Source organism: Psychromonas aquatilis, from assembly GCF_038155185.1.
Lineage (GTDB): Bacteria > Pseudomonadota > Gammaproteobacteria > Enterobacterales > Psychromonadaceae > Psychromonas > Psychromonas aquatilis.
Genome location: NZ_JBAKAZ010000002.1, coordinates 72,323 through 89,837 on the forward strand (window position 1 = coordinate 72,323; position 17,515 = coordinate 89,837).

Annotated in this window: 12 protein-coding genes; 10 read left to right on the plus strand and 2 right to left on the minus strand. The window is 38.8% G+C overall.

Features of this window, described 5'->3' with window-relative positions:
• Window positions 1-72: 72 nt before the first annotated feature.
• From lpxB to V6256_RS00885, 8 genes are all read left to right on the plus strand, one after another.
• Window positions 73-1,248: a lipid-A-disaccharide synthase gene (gene lpxB, locus V6256_RS00850; protein ID WP_341596078.1), complete on the plus strand. Its 1,176-nt coding sequence runs from the start codon at window positions 73-75 to the stop codon at window positions 1,246-1,248.
• Window positions 1,238-1,849: a ribonuclease HII gene (gene rnhB, locus V6256_RS00855; RefSeq protein ID WP_341596079.1), complete on the plus strand. Its 612-nt coding sequence runs from the start codon at window positions 1,238-1,240 to the stop codon at window positions 1,847-1,849. Before lpxB ends, rnhB begins: the two co-directional genes overlap by 11 nt.
• Before the next feature lie 12 nt (window positions 1,850-1,861).
• Entirely contained in the window at window positions 1,862-5,392 is a 3,531-nt protein-coding gene (dnaE, locus tag V6256_RS00860) for a DNA polymerase III subunit alpha (protein WP_341596080.1), read from the plus strand.
• Window positions 5,393-5,405: 13 nt separating this feature from the next.
• On the plus strand, window positions 5,406-6,767 hold the full coding sequence (tilS, locus tag V6256_RS00865) for a tRNA lysidine(34) synthetase TilS (RefSeq protein ID WP_341596081.1): 1,362 nt from the start codon (window positions 5,406-5,408) through the stop codon (window positions 6,765-6,767).
• 177 nt (window positions 6,768-6,944) lie between these two features.
• Window positions 6,945-8,204: an esterase FrsA gene (frsA, locus tag V6256_RS00870; RefSeq protein ID WP_341596082.1), complete on the plus strand. Its 1,260-nt coding sequence runs from the start codon at window positions 6,945-6,947 to the stop codon at window positions 8,202-8,204.
• Window positions 8,205-8,253: 49 nt separating this feature from the next.
• Window positions 8,254-8,625 (plus strand): sigma factor-binding protein Crl, encoded by a 372-nt coding sequence (gene crl, locus V6256_RS00875; RefSeq protein ID WP_341596083.1) that lies wholly within the window; start codon window positions 8,254-8,256, stop codon window positions 8,623-8,625.
• Window positions 8,626-8,769: 144 nt separating this feature from the next.
• The gene (gene proB / locus V6256_RS00880; protein ID WP_341596085.1) at window positions 8,770-9,879 is read left to right on the plus strand and encodes a glutamate 5-kinase; all 1,110 of its coding nucleotides are present in this window, start codon (window positions 8,770-8,772) and stop codon (window positions 9,877-9,879) included.
• A 44-nt stretch (window positions 9,880-9,923) separates the two neighbouring features.
• Complete coding sequence (locus tag V6256_RS00885; RefSeq protein WP_341596086.1) at window positions 9,924-11,171, plus strand: glutamate-5-semialdehyde dehydrogenase; 1,248 nt, start codon at window positions 9,924-9,926, stop codon at window positions 11,169-11,171.
• A gap of 64 nt (window positions 11,172-11,235) precedes the next feature.
• On the opposite strand, the gene xseA is transcribed toward V6256_RS00885, so the two are convergent.
• A complete protein-coding gene (xseA, locus tag V6256_RS00890) occupies window positions 11,236-12,561 on the minus strand; it encodes an exodeoxyribonuclease VII large subunit (protein ID WP_341596088.1) in 1,326 nt (441 codons plus the stop codon).
• 179 nt (window positions 12,562-12,740) lie between these two features.
• On the opposite strand from xseA, the gene guaB reads away from it, so the two are divergent.
• The gene (gene guaB, locus V6256_RS00895; protein ID WP_341596089.1) at window positions 12,741-14,207 is read left to right on the plus strand and encodes an IMP dehydrogenase; all 1,467 of its coding nucleotides are present in this window, start codon (window positions 12,741-12,743) and stop codon (window positions 14,205-14,207) included.
• Between the two features lie 141 nt (window positions 14,208-14,348).
• On the plus strand, window positions 14,349-15,929 hold the full coding sequence (gene guaA, locus V6256_RS00900) for a glutamine-hydrolyzing GMP synthase (RefSeq protein ID WP_341596090.1): 1,581 nt from the start codon (window positions 14,349-14,351) through the stop codon (window positions 15,927-15,929).
• A 374-nt stretch (window positions 15,930-16,303) separates the two neighbouring features.
• Here guaA and V6256_RS00905 read toward each other — a convergent pair whose 3' ends face one another.
• Window positions 16,304-17,512: a deoxyguanosinetriphosphate triphosphohydrolase family protein gene (locus V6256_RS00905; RefSeq protein ID WP_341596092.1), complete on the minus strand. Its 1,209-nt coding sequence runs from the start codon at window positions 17,510-17,512 to the stop codon at window positions 16,304-16,306.
• Window positions 17,513-17,515: the final 3 nt, after the last annotated feature.

Consider the following 17,515-nt stretch of genomic DNA (forward strand, 5'->3'; position numbering starts at 1 on the left):
TAAGATCAATAAAGGCTCATTAGAGCCTTTTTTTTTACCTAATAAAATTTATTTTTAGAAAAGAAGATAATCATGACAAAACCATTACGTATTGGCATCATAGCTGGCGAAACCTCTGGTGATATTCTCGGGGAAGGCCTAATTAAAGCATTGAAAAAGCAATATCCTAATGCGGTCTTCGAAGGTATTGCAGGTCCTCGTATGATCGCACAAGGTTGTACAGCGCTTCATCCTTTAGAGGCTTTATCTGTGATGGGGTTTGTTGAGGTTTTAGGTAAGTTACGTAGTATTTTACGTATTAGAAAAGACATTATTCAGCATTTTATTAATAACCCACCTGATATATTTATCGGTATCGATGCACCGGACTTTAATTTAACCGTTGAGCTTAAATTAAAACAAAAAGGCATTAAGACTATCCATTATGTTAGCCCTTCAGTTTGGGCTTGGAAGCAATGGCGTATTCATAAAATAGCAAAAGCAACCAATCTAGTATTGGCATTTCTACCGTTTGAAAAAGCGTTTTATGATAGATTTAATGTACCTTGCCAATTTATTGGTCATACACTGGCAGACCAACTACCACTAGAAAGAAATAAAGCGGGGGCTCGAGAGCAGTTAAATCTCAGTTTAGATCAAAAAGTAATGGCGATACTACCCGGCAGCCGTAAAGCTGAAGTGGAGATGTTAGGTCCGATATTTTTAAAGGCAGCACAAGTCATCCATCAAAAATACCCTGATTACCATTTTATTGTCCCTGTGGTTAATGATCGTAGAAAGAAACAGTTCCAAGAGCAAATTGATGCACTGCCAACACCAATACCTTTGACGCTAATAGACGGCCAATCTAGCGCTGTTTTACAGTCTGCTGATATGGTTCTGTTAGCATCGGGAACGGCAGCATTAGAGGCAATGTTAGCTAAGGCACCGATGGTCGTTGCCTATAAAGTATCGGCTTTGACTTATATGATTGCAAAATCATTGGCGACTGATATTAAATATACATCATTACCTAACTTAATTGCTGATAGAGAAGTTGTAAAAGAGCTAACTCAAGATAAGTGTACTGTAGAAAATATTGTCGCTGAATTAGAGCGTTTGATTGAACATGATGCCCAACAAATGATTGAAACGTTCACCGAGTTACATCAGTTAATTCGTTGTGATGCAGATACTCAAGCAGCGAATGCTGTGATTGGGTTATTAAATACAGATAGTGCAAGCGAGAAAGCAAATAATGAAAGTTGAATTTCCTGAGGTTATTTACCCTGATCTGCAGTTTATTGCAGGTGTTGATGAGGTTGGAAGAGGTCCATTAGTAGGAGATGTTGTTACTGCTGCTGTGATCTTAGATCCTGAAAATCCGATCCAAGGCTTAACCGATTCTAAAAAATTAAGTGAAAAAAAATTAGCCTTGTTATTTGATCAAATTAACGAGAATGCATTAGCAGTAAGTATTGGTCGCGCTTCACCTACTGAGATAGATCAATTAAATATATTGCATGCCACTATGCTAGCGATGCAACGTGCAGTAGAAGGGTTATCGACGCAACCTGATTATGTTTTTATTGATGGCAATCGTTGTCCTAGCTTAGCAATGCCAAGTGAAGCTGTAGTCAAAGGGGATTTACGTGTTGCAGAAATTAGTGCTGCTTCTATTATTGCTAAAGTCACACGCGACCGTGAAATGGTGGAATTGGATAAGCGTTATCCTGCTTACGGTTTTGCTAAACATAAAGGTTATCCAACTAAAGCACACTTTGAAGCATTACAAACACATGGTGTGATTCCGGAATACCGTCAAAGCTTTAAACCTGTTAAAGCGATTTTAACTGCCACATCAAAGTAGAATAGAATTTTTATGCCTGAAACAAGCGATCAACAGCTCACTGTAGCCAATCCCGATCCTAAGTTTGTACACCTTCGTGTACACAGTGATTTTTCAATGGTTGATGGTTTAACCAAAGTTAAGCCATTAGTTGCAAAAACTGCCGCACTCAATATGCCTGCTTTAGCGATAACCGATCAAACTAATTTTTGTGGATTAGTTAAATTTTATAGTGCAGCGCATGGCGCAGGTGTTAAGCCAATCATTGGTGCTGACTTTTGGGTGCAAAGTGAATTACTAGGTGATCAACAATTCCGTTTAACTGCATTAGCAATGGATGCCGTTGGTTATAAAAATGTCACCGAGTTGATTTCCAAGGCTTATTTACGCGGTCATGTAAAAGGTCGTGCAGTGATCGAGCAAGCATGGTTAGCTGAGCACCAAGAAGGGGTGATTATACTTTCTGGCGCAAAAGATGGTGATCTCGGCAAGATGCTATTAAAAGGTAAGCATACCGAGGTCGCTGAGATCGTTGATTTTTATAAAACTCACTTTCCTGATCGTTATTACTTAGAGTTAATCCGTACTAATCGAGTCGATGAAGAAAATTACTTACATTTAGCTTTAGATCTTGCCGCTGAGCAGCAACTACCTGTGGTTGCTACTAACGAAGTGGTTTTTGCTGATAAAAGTTTATTTGATGCTCATGATATCCGTGTCTGCATTAACCAAGGTTATGCACTAGGTGATGAAAAACGCCCTAAAGATTATAGCCCAGAACAATATTTACGTAGTGAAGAGGAGATGTGTGAGCTCTTCTCAGATATCCCTGAAGCATTACAAAATAGCGTTGAAATAGCTAAACGCTGTAATGTGACCTTACGTTTAGGTGAATACTTTTTACCTGACTTCCCTACAGACGGTATGCCTATCGAAGAGTTCTTTTGTAAAGTATCAAGAGAAGGCTTGGAAGAGCGATTAGATTTTTTATTCGATAAAAACAGTGACAACTTCGCAGAGATTAGAAAACCCTATGATGAACGACTCGAGATTGAGTTGGGAGTTATCAATAAAATGGGATTTCCTGGCTATTTCTTGATCGTAATGGAGTTTATTCAGTGGAGTAAAGATAACAACATTCCTGTTGGTCCAGGGCGTGGTTCAGGTGCCGGATCATTAGTCGCTTATGCCTTAAAAATTACCGACTTAGATCCGTTAGAATTAGAGTTACTTTTTGAACGTTTCTTAAATCCTGAACGTGTTTCAATGCCCGATTTCGATATCGACTTTTGTATGGATCGTCGAGATGAGGTAATCGATCATGTTGCTGAGCTTTATGGCCGAGATGCGGTATCACAAATTATTACCTTTGGTACGATGGCAGCAAAAGCGGTTATTCGTGATGTTGGACGTGTACTAGGCCATCCTTATGGTTTCGTTGATAGCATTTCTAAATTAGTGCCACCGACACCGGGGATGACCTTAACCAAAGCATTTGAAGAAGAGCCTAGGCTGCAAGAGCGTTATGATGGCAGTGAAGATGTACGTGCTTTAATTGATATGTGTCGTATTTTGGAAGGTACTATTCGTAATGCTGGTAAGCATGCGGGGGGTGTGGTTATCTCGCCGACTACGATTACGGACTTTGCACCATTATATTGTGATGATGAAGGTCATAACCCAGTTACTCAGTTTGATAAAAATGATGTAGAAACTGCGGGACTAGTAAAATTCGACTTCTTAGGATTAAGAACCTTAACCATTGTTCAATGGGCGTTAGATATGGCTAATGCACATAAACATGAGCGTGGTGAAGAACCGATTTACATTGAAAAAATAGACTTAACGGAACCTGCTTGTTTTGAATTATTGAAGCGCTATGAAACAACAGCGGTATTCCAGCTCGAGTCACGTGGTATGAAGGACTTGATTCGTCGCCTGCAACCCGATTGTTTTGAAGATATGATTGCATTGGTAGCCTTGTTCCGACCTGGTCCATTACAATCAGGGATGGTAGATAACTTTATTGAACGTAAACACGGCCGTGAGGTGGTTTCCTACCCTGATGAAAAGTGGCAACACGAATCCCTTAAAGATATTCTGTCACCAACCTACGGTATCATTCTATACCAAGAGCAGGTAATGCAGATTGCACAGGTGTTATCTGGTTATACGCTAGGTGGCGCTGATATGTTACGTCGTGCAATGGGTAAGAAAAAACCTGAAGAGATGGAAAAACAGCGTGCAACTTTTGAGTCAGGTGCTGTTGCCAATGGGATTGATGGTGAATTGGCGATTAAGATCTTTGACTTGGTAGAGAAATTTGCTGGTTACGGTTTTAACAAATCTCACTCTGCCGCTTATGCCTTGGTATCTTACCAAACCCTGTGGATGAAAACTTTTTACCCGTCGTATTTTATGGCTGCGGTAATGTCGGCAGATATGGATAACACAGATAAAGTGGTTATCCTTGTTGATGAGTGTCAAAACATGGGGTTAACCCTTTGTCCACCCGATGTAAATGAAGGCTTATTTAAATTTAACGTCGATAAAGACTTACGTATTATTTACGGCATTGGTGCTATTAAAGGTGTTGGTGAAGGGCCTATCGATGCGATTATTGAAGCACGTACCGAAGGTGGAAAATTTAAAGATCTCTTTGATTTTTGTAATCGAGTCGATTTAAAACGTTGTGGTAAACGTATTATTGAAAAATTGATCCTTGCAGGTGCTTTGGATAATTTAGGACCGCACCGTGCTGCATTAATGGAAAATTTAGCAGATGCATTAAGTGCTGCAGCTCAGCATAAAAAAGCAGAGTCATTTGGGCAAAGCGATCTATTTGGTGTATTAACCACTGACCACGATGAAATTGAAAATAAATTTTCTGTTGTTGAAAAGTGGCCTGAAAAACAATGGTTAAAAGGTGAAAAAGATACGCTAGGTTTATATTTAACCGGTCACCCTATTAATCAATATGAAGCAGACTTGCGTGCTATTAACTGTCTTAAGTTAGCTAATTTAACCGTTAATGGCCGTGGTCAAAATAGCCGAGTTTGTGGTTTAGTACTGGCAATGCGCGTTATGGTGACTAAAGCCGGTAAGCGCATGGGCATTTTGACCTTAGATGATAAAAGTGCACGAATGGACGTTACCGTCTTTGCAGATACATTAGATGAGCATGAAGCGATACTGGCGACGGATAATATTATCGTAGTGCAAGGGCAGGTGAGTGAGGATTATTTCAATGGCGGCTTAAAAATGAATGCCAGAGAAGTGATGACCATTGACCAAGCAAGAGAAAGATTTGCAAGCAAGTTACGTTTGACTATTTCTTCGAATATTTTAGATCTTTACGAAATGGCCGACTTTAAAGTCCGTTTAAATCAGATATTACAGGAAGCAGCTGGTGGTTTATGTCCTGTTTTTGTTGGCTATCAAAATGGTCAAGCTGTCACAGAGATAGAACTTGGTATTGAATGGTCTGTGACACCGAGTGACGATTTGCTGTTTGCATTGGGTCGTTTATTAGGTGAAGAAAATGTTACGTTGCATTTTGATTAAAGTGAAATAAACCATGTCGCATCTATTGTCAGCGAAATTTAATCAACATTTACACTCTTTATTAGCTTCTTTGGTTAACAAGCAGAGTGCTCAACCCCGTTTAATTGTCGCATTGAGCGGGGGAGTCGATTCAGTGGTGCTATTACATTTGTTAAAGGACTTTCAAGGGCAGTATGGTCAATATCAAGTCATCGCACATAATGTAAATCATGGTTTAAGTGAAAATGCTCAACAGTGGGGGAGCTTTTGCAAAGATCTATGCCATCAGTTAGCCATTCCTTTTATTTCATCTCATGTCGTTATACAAAAAAAATCACGTACAAGCTTAGAGGCGTTAGCAAGAGATGCTCGTTATCAGTGCTTTCAAGAAAAAATGCAAGATAACGATATTATTCTCACTGGACACCATGAAGATGATCAACTGGAAACCTTATTGCTGGCTTTAAAGAGAGGCTCAGGTAGTACAGGCTTACAGGGAATTCGAACACAGCAAGACTTTTTTACAGGTAGTTTACTTCGTCCTTTATTGATTTTTTCTCGGGTACAGTTAGTTAATTACGCTAATGAGCACGGCCTGCAATGGATTGAGGATGAGAGCAATCAAAACACTGACTTTGACCGTAATTTTATTCGTCACAATGTCTCTCCTTTATTAAATAAACGCTGGCCTGCAATAGCGAAGTCTGCTTCTCGTACCGCACAATTATGCCAAGAGCAGCAAAGCTTATTAGATGAAATTGCCATCGAAGATTTGAATGCTTGTTTAGTGGAAAGCTTTGCTCAGAAAACGCTTCTGGTTTCCGCTGCTGCTCGGTTTAGCGATGCGCGACGTAACAATTTAATTAGACACTGGCTTAAAAGTAATGGTCTACAATACCCAAGCCATAAGCAGCTTAAAATTTTATGGCAAGAAGTCGCATTAGCCGCTGCTGATAAACAGCCTCAATTAAGGTTAGGGACATATTTAATCAGACGTTATCAGGGCCGCCTTTATATTGTCTCGGAGCAACCTTTAGCGTTACCTGAAAAACCTTTGAATTGGTCTGGTGAAGATATTTTATGGATCGATAAAAATAGACTCGGAGTAGATTTTTCAGCAGTGAGTAAGGAACTGGCTAAGCAGTATAATGTCAGCTGTTATTTGAGAAAGCATCTTGATGCTAGCCTGACCTGCTTACCCGAAGGTAGAGATAAACCTCGCACCATAAAAAAATTATTGCATGAATACCAGGTGCCGCCATGGCTACGCGATCACGTTGTCTTTGTATTTGTAGATGGGCAGTTAATTGAAGCGCTTGATGTATGGAAATGTGAAGATAATAAAAGCAAACTATTAGCTGACGCTATATCGCCCTCATTATATTCCGATGATTAACAGATCAGCCTCTTATGTTTATTGTAAGAGGTTTAGTATCGAAATTTAAATAAAAAGATCCTTTTTGTGTGATTTATCGGCTGCCATTTGGATCATCTGTTTCTACCTTGTATAATCACCCTTTAAGTCACAATCACTCATATACTAAGTTAATGCTTATTATTTAAAGAGATACTCATGTCTGATAATTTATCTGAAGTCTTATTTTCTGAAAAACATAATGTTCGAGAAACCTCTACCTTGATCATAAACTCAGCATCCAAAAAAAATACGAAAGTTGCTGCTGAAAATTTAGATGGTCATGAGCAAGCCGGTTGGTATCGCATTTTGAAACTATTGCAATGGGCTTGGCAAGGATTGGATATCATCGATTGTTATGAGGTCCTCGCTAAAATCAGTGCTTCAACTAATGAGCGTACTGACCCCGATCTATTGGATACTGTAATAGGCTTTCGTAAAGGCAACTGGAGTTATGAGTGGTCTAAAAAAGCGATGCACTATCAAAGGCAAGCAAATAGTTTTGTTGAACAAGACCAGCCAGAAAAAGCGAAACAAGCCTATTATTTAGCGTCTCAGTTATACAGTGTTGCTAGTTATCCGCACCTTAAAGGTGACGATAGCAGTATTCAAGCGCAAACTCTGGCCTTTAATAATTATAGTAATAGCTTTAAATATACTAAAGATGCATTACTGAAAATCATAGAAGTCCCTTTTGAAGGTAAACAAGTTCGTTGCTACTTACATTTACCTAATGACGACACAATACATCCAGTTGCTATTGTTAGTGCAGGTGTAGATGCACTTCAATGTGACTTATTACCTTTATTTGAAAAACAATTAAAGCCTGCTGGTATTGCGATGTTAACCGTGGATATGCCGGGAGTTGGCTTTTCTAACCATGTTAAATTAGATCAAGATACATCTCGTTTACATCAAGCTATATTGCATTACATGCGTAAAGTGCCTTGGGTAGATCAAGCGCGAGTTGCCTTAATGGGCACACGTATGGGCGGAAATGCACTGACTCGCTTAGGGTTTGTTGAACCAAAATTAGTAAGAGCGGTGGTGAGTGTCGGAGCGGCTGTTGCCAGTGTCTTCGATAAATACGAGAATTTCTCTAAGTTACCTATTATGACGCTAGACTGTTTAGCAAGTCGAATGCAGCTACAAAGCTCAGATGCTGATCTATTGTATCGACACTGTGTGCCATTTTCGCTGTTAAAACAAGGACTGCTAGGGCGTAAAAAAGTCAAAATACCTTTATTAAGCATTGGCCATGCTCAAGATATTATGTGTAATGAGCAAGATTTGCAGCTAATTGCTCGGACAAGTTATGGAAGTGAAGCTAAGATTATTGATAAATCTCCCATTTTTGATGCTTATTTGAGGTCTTTAGAATACTCTGCGCAGTGGTTAGGGCAACATTTACAAGAGTAGCTACTACTTTGGTAGTATTTTATTTGAGTAACTAATGGAGATCGCTAATATGCCTAACCATTTAATAGAAGAGCCACTGCAAGGACGACTATTTAAAATGTTTACTGACTTTGGTCCTTACTTCAGAGAGTTGAAGTCAGATGATAAAAACTTTTTCTTTGATTGTTTAGAAATTTGTGTCGATGCCACCGTTGAGCCTGAAAAAAGAGTGTTTTTAGGCTGGTGGATGGTCATTACACGTGACAATGATAAATTTACCTATCAACGTTTTAATGGCTTATTTGATATAAATGGCGACTGGACTGAAGCAGAGCTTGATAACAAACACTTGCAGCAGATTGACCAATCTTTTAATGCTGTTATGAAAAAACTTACTGCTATATTAGAGGCTGAAACAGGATATAAGCTCACAGCTCCCTAAACAAAGCCTGATATTTTGATCCTATTTGTTTTGACAATAATGATATACTAAGGCAGTAATTTTTTTAATTACTGTTTTTTTTTGAAGTTACAAACCATGATTATCCAAAAAACGCCTTTTATTTTCCGAGATGAAACATAAGCAATGAACACGAATAAAAAAACAATTGTAGTTAAGTTAGGGACCAGTGTATTAACCAGCGGCACAAGCAAGCTTGACCTTGCACAGATGGTGGAAGTTGTTAGGCAGTGTGCCATTTTACATGAGCAAGGCCACCCCATTATAGTTGTCACTTCTGGCGCTATTGCTGCTGGTAAAGAACACCTTAACTTACCTAATATTGAACCTACTGTAGCGAATAAGCAGATGCTTGCTGCTGTTGGTCAAGGTCAATTGGTACGTGCTTGGGAAAACTTATTTAAAATATATGGTTTACACGTTGGTCAAATGTTACTAACAAGAGCTGATTTAGCTGATAAAGGTCGTTTTTTAAATGCACGAGACACTTTAAATACATTGCTAAAGCACCGCATTATCCCTTTAATCAATGAAAATGATGCGGTTGCGACAAGTGAAATCAAAGTAGGGGATAATGATAACTTATCTGCATTGGTTGCTTTACTAGCAGATGCTGAGCAATTAATCTTGTTAACAGACCAAGAAGGGCTGTTTACTGCAGACCCTCGCAATAACCCTGATGCAAAGTTAATCTCTGAAGTCTCAGAAATTACAGATGCTATTTGTAAGCTAGCGGGTGGCAGTGTTGGTGGTTTGGGAACGGGTGGCATGGCGACTAAAATAGAGTCAGCAACGGTGGCTAACCGTGCTGGGATAGAAGTTATCATTGCAGCGGGTAAGCGTAAAAATGTGATCTTAGACGCTGCTAATAACGTCTCTGTTGGTACACGCTTTGTATCTGAGCATTGTCGTTTAGAAGCGCGTAAAAACTGGATCTTCGCAGGATCTAGGTCTGCTGGTGGCATCATAGTTGATCAAGGTGCTGAAAATGCTATTGTTAATAGTGGTAGTAGTTTATTAGCAAAAGGCATCATAGCCGTTGAGTCGAACTTTTTACGTGGCTATGTTGTCTCAATTTGTAACTCAAAAGGGAAAGAGATCGCACGAGGAATCACTCGTTATAAAAGTGTTGATATTGAAAAAATAAAGGGACAACACTCAGAAGAAATAGAAGAAATACTAGGTTATGAACACGGTACTGTGGTGATCCACAGAGATGACTTAGTGATCTTATAATTTAAAAGCTCTATGTTCTGTAGGGTTTGTATAAAGGAGTAGAAATGAATTTACAACAAATAGGTCAACAAGCGAAACAAGCAAGTTACGATTTGGCAATCACGGATACGACTACAAAAAATGCGGCACTCGAAGCAATTGCATTAGAATTAGAAGCTAATGTGGCAGAAATTGTGTCAGCAAATCAGAAAGATATTGAAGCAGGTAAAGCTGCTGGTTTAACCGATGCATTATTAGATCGTCTCTTATTAGACGAAACACGCCTAGCAGGTGTTATTGCTGATTTACGTAGCGTGAAAGGTTTGACCGATCCTGTTGGTGAAGAATTTGATAGTAAAGTACTAGAAAATGGCTTGAAGCTTTGTAAGCGACGCGTTCCTGTTGGGGTTGTTGGCGTTATTTATGAAGCACGACCTAATGTAACCATCGATATCGCTGCATTAAGCCTAAAAACAGGTAATGCTAGTATCTTACGTGGTGGTAAAGAAACAATTAATTCAAACTTAGTGCTTGTAAAGCATATCCAAGCTGCGTTAGAAAAAGCTGGCCTACCAAAAACATCAGTACAGTACATTGAAAACACTGATCGTGCATTGGTCGGAGAGTTATTAAAGTTAGATAAATATGTTGATATGATCATTCCTCGTGGTAACTCAGGGCTACAAAAATTCTGTAAAGAAAATAGCACCATTCCAGTTATCATCGGCGGTATCGGTATTTGTCACTTATTCGCAGAAAAAACCGTTAATGTTGAAAAGGCATTAGCGATTATTGAAAATGCGAAAGTGCAACGTCCAAGTGTTTGTAACGCACTAGATACTTTATTAGTAGAAGCAGATATTGCTGATACCTTCTTACCTAAACTTGCAGCACACTTATTACCACTAGGCGTGACTTTAGTTGCAGAAGAAAAAGCTAAAGCAATTTTGGGTGATGACGCGAAATTAGCTGAAGAAGGTGATTTCTCTCGTGAATGGTTATCTTTAAACTTAGGCGTTAAAGTGGTTGCTGATTTAGGCGAAGCATTAACACATATTCGTGAACACAGCTCTGAACATTCAGATGGTATCTTAACCAATGATTATACTGTTGCTAACAAGTTTATTAACTCAGTTAATTCAGCAGCTGTTTATGTTAATACAAGTACTCGATTTACTGATGGTAGCCAATTTGGCTTAGGTGCAGAGGTTGCGGTTTCTACGCAAAAATTACATGCGCGTGGTCCAATGGGATTACCTGAATTGACAACGTATAAATGGATTGGAACGAGTGATAATTTAATTCGTTCATAGTCTTCATTACCAATAAAAAAAAGGGGCTGATACTGGTGTGTATCAGCCCCTTTTTTATTTAAGCTTACATTACTTTTGCGTTAAACTGACCTTTATCTAAAGTTACTTGAACAATATCATCTGTTTTTAACTTAGCAGAGTCGGTACTGACTTTCCCATCTTGATCCTTAACGATCGCATATCCTCTTGCCAATGTCGCTAACGGGCTAAATGCATTTAATTGTTCAATTTGGTGCTGTAAGTGCTGTTGTGAATGAGTTAATTTATTATTCATCGCTTGTTTTAAATCACGAGATAGTTGTATTTGCTTGTGCTGTTCAAAATTAATTTTATGAGCCGGACTGGCCTGTTGTAATCGATTTTTTAATTGTGTTGTGACCGTTGTCTGTTGCTGCATTTTTTGTTTCATTGCATGTTGCAGACGCAAGGTTACTTCATCTAAATGTTGTGTCTTTTGTTGTAACTTATGTTTTGGATCGTGCTGTAACAATGTTTGTTTTAAAACATTTTGTTGATGAGCTTTAGATTGCAATATATTAAGCGCGGATTGTTTAAGTCGACTGACTAAGGTCATCAATTGAGTTGATACAAAGGTTTTATTTTGACTAACAAGCTCTGCAGCAGCAGAAGGCGTTGCAGCCCTCAAGTCGGCAACAAAATCACTGATGGTAACGTCTATTTCATGTCCAACCGCGCTGATCACCGGTAGAGTACTATGGTAAATAGCATAGGCAACTTGTGGCTCGTTGAAACACCAAAGATCTTCTAAAGAACCACCGCCACGGCCAACAATTAATACATCACATTCATTACGTGCATTGGCTAAGGTAATCTGAGAAGCAACCGATGCCGCACTACCTTGTCCTTGCACTGTACTAGGGTAGATAATAATCTGTAAGCGAGGATCTCGACGCTGTAAGACACTTAACATATCGTGTAAAGCTGCGCCCGTTGATGAGGTAATGATACCAACACGTTTAATGATTTCAGGCAGTTGCTTTTTTATTGATTCAGAAAACAGTCCTTGTGCCGCGAGTTGACACTTTAATTCTTCAAATTGTTGCTTTAATAAACCGTCACCCTCAGGGGCCATCGTTTCAACAATTAATTGATAATCGCCTCGCGCTTCATAAAGGCTTAATTTTGCTCTAACTAATACTTGTTGGCCATGTTTTGGGGTAAAGCCTGCACGGCTATTATTGCCACGAAACATAGCACACTTAATTTGCGCGCTTTGGTCTTTAAGTGTGAAATACCAATGCCCAGAAACCGCAATGGTTAGGTTAGATATTTCACCTGATAACCAAATTACACCTAACCCTGTTTCTAACAGAGATTTCGCTGCTCGGTTAAGTGAACTCACGCTATAAATATTATTTTGAGCTGCCATATTAGAGATTCTTAGTAAATAAATCAGAAGACAGATATTAACATAGTAAAAACTATGTATAAAAACATAAATACTATTGTACTTATCACAGAATACGATTAAAATCCCACCGCAATATCCTACCCAAGAAATCTTGGGTAACTCTAAAAAATACTCCCAACTATAAGTGAGATATTGCAATGCTAAGAATAGCAAAAGATGCATTAACATTTGATGATGTATTATTAGTACCAGCTCATTCGACTGTACTACCAAACACTGCCGATTTAAAAACACAATTAACAGAGAACATTTCGTTAAACATTCCTGTTGTTTCTGCTGCTATGGATACAGTAACAGAAGCGCGCTTTGCAATTGCTTTAGCACAAGAAGGTGGCATGGGTTTTATTCATAAAAACATGTCTATCGAATTGCAAGCAGAGGAAGTTCGTTTAGTTAAAATTCATGAAAGTGGTGTTGTTGCTAAACCTGTTACTGTTTCACCTACAACAACGTTAGGCGAAATAAAAGAATTAACCATTAAAAATGGTTTTGCGGGTTACCCTGTTGTTGAAAGTACCGGTGAACTAATTGGTATCATTACAGGCCGTGATGTGCTGTTTGAAACAGATATGAGTCGTCCTGTCTCTCAGGTAATGACACCTAAAGCAGAATTAGTAACTGCTAAATCAAACACACCGCGTGATGAAATCGAAGCATTAATGCATAAACATCGCATTGAAAAAGTATTATTAACTGATGATAACTTTAAACTAAAAGGTATGATCACAGTTAAAGATTTCCGTAAAGCTGAGCGTAAACCTAATGCATGTAAAGATGAACTAGGTCGTTTACGTGTTGGTGCTGCTGTCGGTGCTGGTGCAGGTAATGAAGAACGTGTTGATGCTTTAGTAGAAGCTGGCGTAGATGTATTATTAATCGACTCATCACATGGTCATTCTCAAGGTGTATTAGATCGCATTAAAGCAACACGCTTAGCACACCCTAATTTAGAAATTATCGGTGGTAATGTTGCTACTGGTGAAGGTGCTAAAGCGCTAGTTGAAGCTGGCTGTAGTGCTGTTAAGGTTGGTATCGGCCCTGGTTCTATTTGTACTACTCGTATCGTAACCGGTGTTGGTGTACCACAAATTACAGCTATTTCTGATGCAGTAGAAGCTTTAAAAGGTACTGGTATTCCAGTGATTGCTGATGGCGGTATTCGTTTCTCTGGTGATATTGCTAAAGCGCTTGCTGCAGGTGCATCATGTGTAATGATGGGAAGCATGTTCGCAGGAACTGAAGAATCTCCAGGTGAGATTATTTTATTCCAAGGCCGTTCTTACAAATCATACCGTGGTATGGGGTCATTAGGTGCGATGTCGCAAGGTTCTTCTGATCGTTATTTCCAGTCTGATAACGCTGCTGATAAATTAGTGCCAGAAGGTATCGAAGGACGCGTTGCTTACAAAGGTAAAGTTAAAGAGATCATTCACCAACAAATGGGTGGTGTTCGTTCTTCAATGGGCTTAACGGGTTGTGCAACAATTCATGAGATGAATACAAAAGCAATGTTCGTGAAGATCACCAGTGCAGGTATGGGTGAGAGCCATGTACATGATGTTGCTATCTCTAAAGAAGCACCAAACTACCGTACAGGTGGTTAACGCTAACATTTAAGCTAAGTGACCAAGTTTATAATTATTTTTATTAAACAGTCACTTAGCTAAACTATATTTGATAATTATTTAAAGACGATTTATATCGTCTTTATTCATTTTTAGAAACACAAAAATTAGGACAACTTAATGAGCAAAAATATTCATGACCAACGTATTCTAATACTAGACTTTGGTTCGCAATACACGCAGCTAATTGCGCGCCGTATTCGTGAAATTGGTGTTTACTGTGAATTATGGAGCTGGGATGTTGATGAAGCTGACATCAAAGAATTCAATCCAAATGGGATTATCTTAGCTGGTGGCCCTGAAAGTGTTATTGCTGAAGGATCTCCTCGTGCACCTGAATACGTATTTAATGCAGGCGTACCTGTATTAGGTATCTGTTACGGTATGCAGACTATGTCTCACCAGTTAGGTGGTGCAGTGATCAAGGGTGAAGGCGAAGGCGAATTTGGCTATGCTCAGGTTGAAGTACAAACTGAATCTGCGTTCTTTAAATCAATTCAAGATGCGGTTTCAGAGCAAGGTAAAACACTATTAGACGTATGGATGAGCCACGGCGATAAAGTGTCTGCTATTCCTGCTGACTTTACTACAGTAGCAAACACGGCGACATGTAAATACGCTGCAATTGCTAATGAAGAAAAACGCTTTTACGGCGTACAATTCCACCCAGAAGTAACACATACTACCCAAGGTTCAGGTATGTTACGTAATTTCGTGGTAGATATTTGTAATTGTGAAACATTATGGACTCCTGCATCAATCATTGATGATGCTGTTGCCCGTATGAAAGAGCAAGTGGGTGATGATGAAGTTATCCTGGGTCTATCAGGTGGTGTCGATTCATCTGTTGTAGCAATGCTTTTACAGCGTGCAATTGGCGATAAATTAACTTGTGTGTTTGTTGATAACGGTTTATTACGTTTAAACGAAGGCGCACAAGTAATGGAGATGTTTGGGGAAAAATTTGGCCTAAATATCATACATGTTAATGCTGAGCATCGTTTCTTAGAAGAGATGGCTGGTGAAGCCGATCCTGAAGCTAAACGTAAAATTATTGGCCGTGTATTTGTTGAAATTTTTGATGAAGAATCTAAAAAACTAAAAAATGCAAAATGGTTAGCACAAGGTACTATTTACCCAGATGTGATTGAATCTGCAGCTTCAAAAAATGGTAAAGCACACGTTATTAAATCTCACCATAATGTAGGTGGATTACCAGATGATATGGCGATGGGGCTAGTTGAGCCACTACGTGAGCTATTTAAAGATGAAGTACGTAAAATTGGTCTAGAGTTAGGCTTACCATACGATATGCTTTACCGTCATCCGTTCCCTGGACCTGGTTTAGGTGTGCGTGTTCTTGGTGAAGTGAAGAAAGAATACTGTGACTTATTACGCCGTGCAGATGCTATCTTCATTGAAGAGCTTCATAAAGCAGAGCTTTACCATAAAGTAAGCCAAGCATTTGTTGTATTCTTACCAGTCCGTTCAGTGGGTGTAATGGGCGATTGCCGTAAATACGATTGGGTTGTTTCACTACGTTGTGTTGAAACTATCGACTTTATGACAGCGCGTTGGTCACATCTTCCTTATGAATTAATTGGTCATGTATCTAACCGAATCATTAATGAAATTGATGGCATCTCTCGTGTTGTTTACGATGTATCAGGTAAACCACCAGCAACAATCGAATGGGAGTAGGGTTAGTTATAAATAGCTAATCTGCTTTTCCAAAAATAAAATGCCAGTCAGTTTTCTGACTGGCATTTTTTTTGTGATTTTTCTAATGACATAGTTTAACGTTCCACCCCCAAAACAGGTTGGCAGGGCAGCTTACAAGGACATGACGAAGTTGCCTTTCAAATCGTCAAAATGAGTCTCTGACCGTATGGTCGATGAAGTAGAAAGTCCAATGATCTGTGATGCTGAACCAGCATCATTTCTTCATACATTAAACTGACTATGGTAAAGTCGACTCGTTTCTGGATAGAAAACACTTAGTAAAGTCATTCTAAGCCATTTATAGTAGATTAGTAAAAGTATCTTAAATCTTACACGTTTGTTATAAGTCAATTCTATTTAAAGTAAAATTTATCTGCGCTACCCTTACCAAAGTATTTTTCATACTCCTGAGCTGCATATGAATCCATCATGCCTGAGATATAATCAGTAACTAAACGAGTTTTACAGTCAGTAATTGAACGTAGTTCCGGTGGTAACAATATATTGTCTTTATTATATTTTTCATCAGAATACACTTCAAATAAACCTCGAATAATCTGCTCGCCACGTCGTTCATAAAGCTGAATATCTTTTTTACGAAGAATCGCTTTAAATAATAACTTTTTAAGCCCCTCTGCTAGTTTTGCATGTTCCTTGTAGCCCAAGCGCCCCCCCACTAAACTAATGTCTGTGCATAAAGTATTAACTATTTTCGAGGTCAACTCTTTCTTTAAAATAATTGCATATTCTTCTGATGTGTGGCTCCTAGTCGCTTTCATTGCTACTCTTTGTGCATCTTTCGCAATATTAGCCATTGTAGGATATGCATCTTTAAACTTTTCACTAATACTAAACTCATGAACAATTTCACCTAAGCTGATCATCCCAAAGCTTAGTGCATCCTCCAAGTCATGTGCTGCATAAGCAATTTCGTCAGCTAAATCCATTATTTCAGCGTCTATACTTTTAGTTACAATGACTTCTTTACTATCGAGTTCAGCTTTTAAAAAGTCATAATCAGTATCATACAGAAACTTTTTACTGTTTTGTTGTTTGTTGAAGAAGTATTTAGTTATAGCCATTAAGGTACGTACATTAAGGTTTAGTCCTGGATACGCATAATGCTTTTTCTCCAAAGTACGTAATATTCGGAATGCTTGTGCATTTCCTTCATAACCACCACATCCTGCACTCAAATTGTTAAGTACAACTTCACCATAGTGTCCAAATGGCGGGTTACCAATATCATGAGCAAGTGACGCAGTTTCAGTTACAACTGTATGTTTCAAGTTTAGATCATAAGCAATGGAGCGAGCTATTTGAGCCACTTCTAGGCTATGAGTAAGTCGATTTCGATTAAACTTATTAGCATCTACTCCAAGTAATTGCATCTTACCTTGTAAACGTCGAAATGATGAAGAATACAGAACTCGTGCATAGTCACGCATTAAGTCTTGGCGGTTTTCAGAGCGCCCATCATAATGATTATAAACGCGGTATTCTAGTTTAGAGATGATATTCTCTTGTTCTTTTGCATAATCAATTACTTCTTTATCGTACATATT

Bases quoted from the DNA above. Each gene is read 5' to 3' on its own strand.
- frsA (WP_341596082.1), top strand. From the start codon at position 6,945: ATGTCTGATAATTTATCTGAAGTCTTATTTTCTGAAAAACATAATGTT.
- guaA (WP_341596090.1), top strand. From the start codon at position 14,349: ATGAGCAAAAATATTCATGACCAACGTATTCTAATACTAGACTTTGGT.
- tilS (WP_341596081.1), top strand. From the start codon at position 5,406: ATGTCGCATCTATTGTCAGCGAAATTTAATCAACATTTACACTCTTTA.
- dnaE (WP_341596080.1), top strand. From the start codon at position 1,862: ATGCCTGAAACAAGCGATCAACAGCTCACTGTAGCCAATCCCGATCCT.
- lpxB (WP_341596078.1), top strand. From the start codon at position 73: ATGACAAAACCATTACGTATTGGCATCATAGCTGGCGAAACCTCTGGT.
- xseA (WP_341596088.1), bottom strand. From the start codon at position 12,561: ATGGCAGCTCAAAATAATATTTATAGCGTGAGTTCACTTAACCGAGCA.
- guaB (WP_341596089.1), top strand. From the start codon at position 12,741: ATGCTAAGAATAGCAAAAGATGCATTAACATTTGATGATGTATTATTA.
- crl (WP_341596083.1), top strand. From the start codon at position 8,254: ATGCCTAACCATTTAATAGAAGAGCCACTGCAAGGACGACTATTTAAA.
- rnhB (WP_341596079.1), top strand. From the start codon at position 1,238: ATGAAAGTTGAATTTCCTGAGGTTATTTACCCTGATCTGCAGTTTATT.
- V6256_RS00885 (WP_341596086.1), top strand. From the start codon at position 9,924: ATGAATTTACAACAAATAGGTCAACAAGCGAAACAAGCAAGTTACGAT.
- proB (WP_341596085.1), top strand. From the start codon at position 8,770: ATGAACACGAATAAAAAAACAATTGTAGTTAAGTTAGGGACCAGTGTA.
- V6256_RS00905 (WP_341596092.1), bottom strand. From the start codon at position 17,512: ATGTACGATAAAGAAGTAATTGATTATGCAAAAGAACAAGAGAATATC.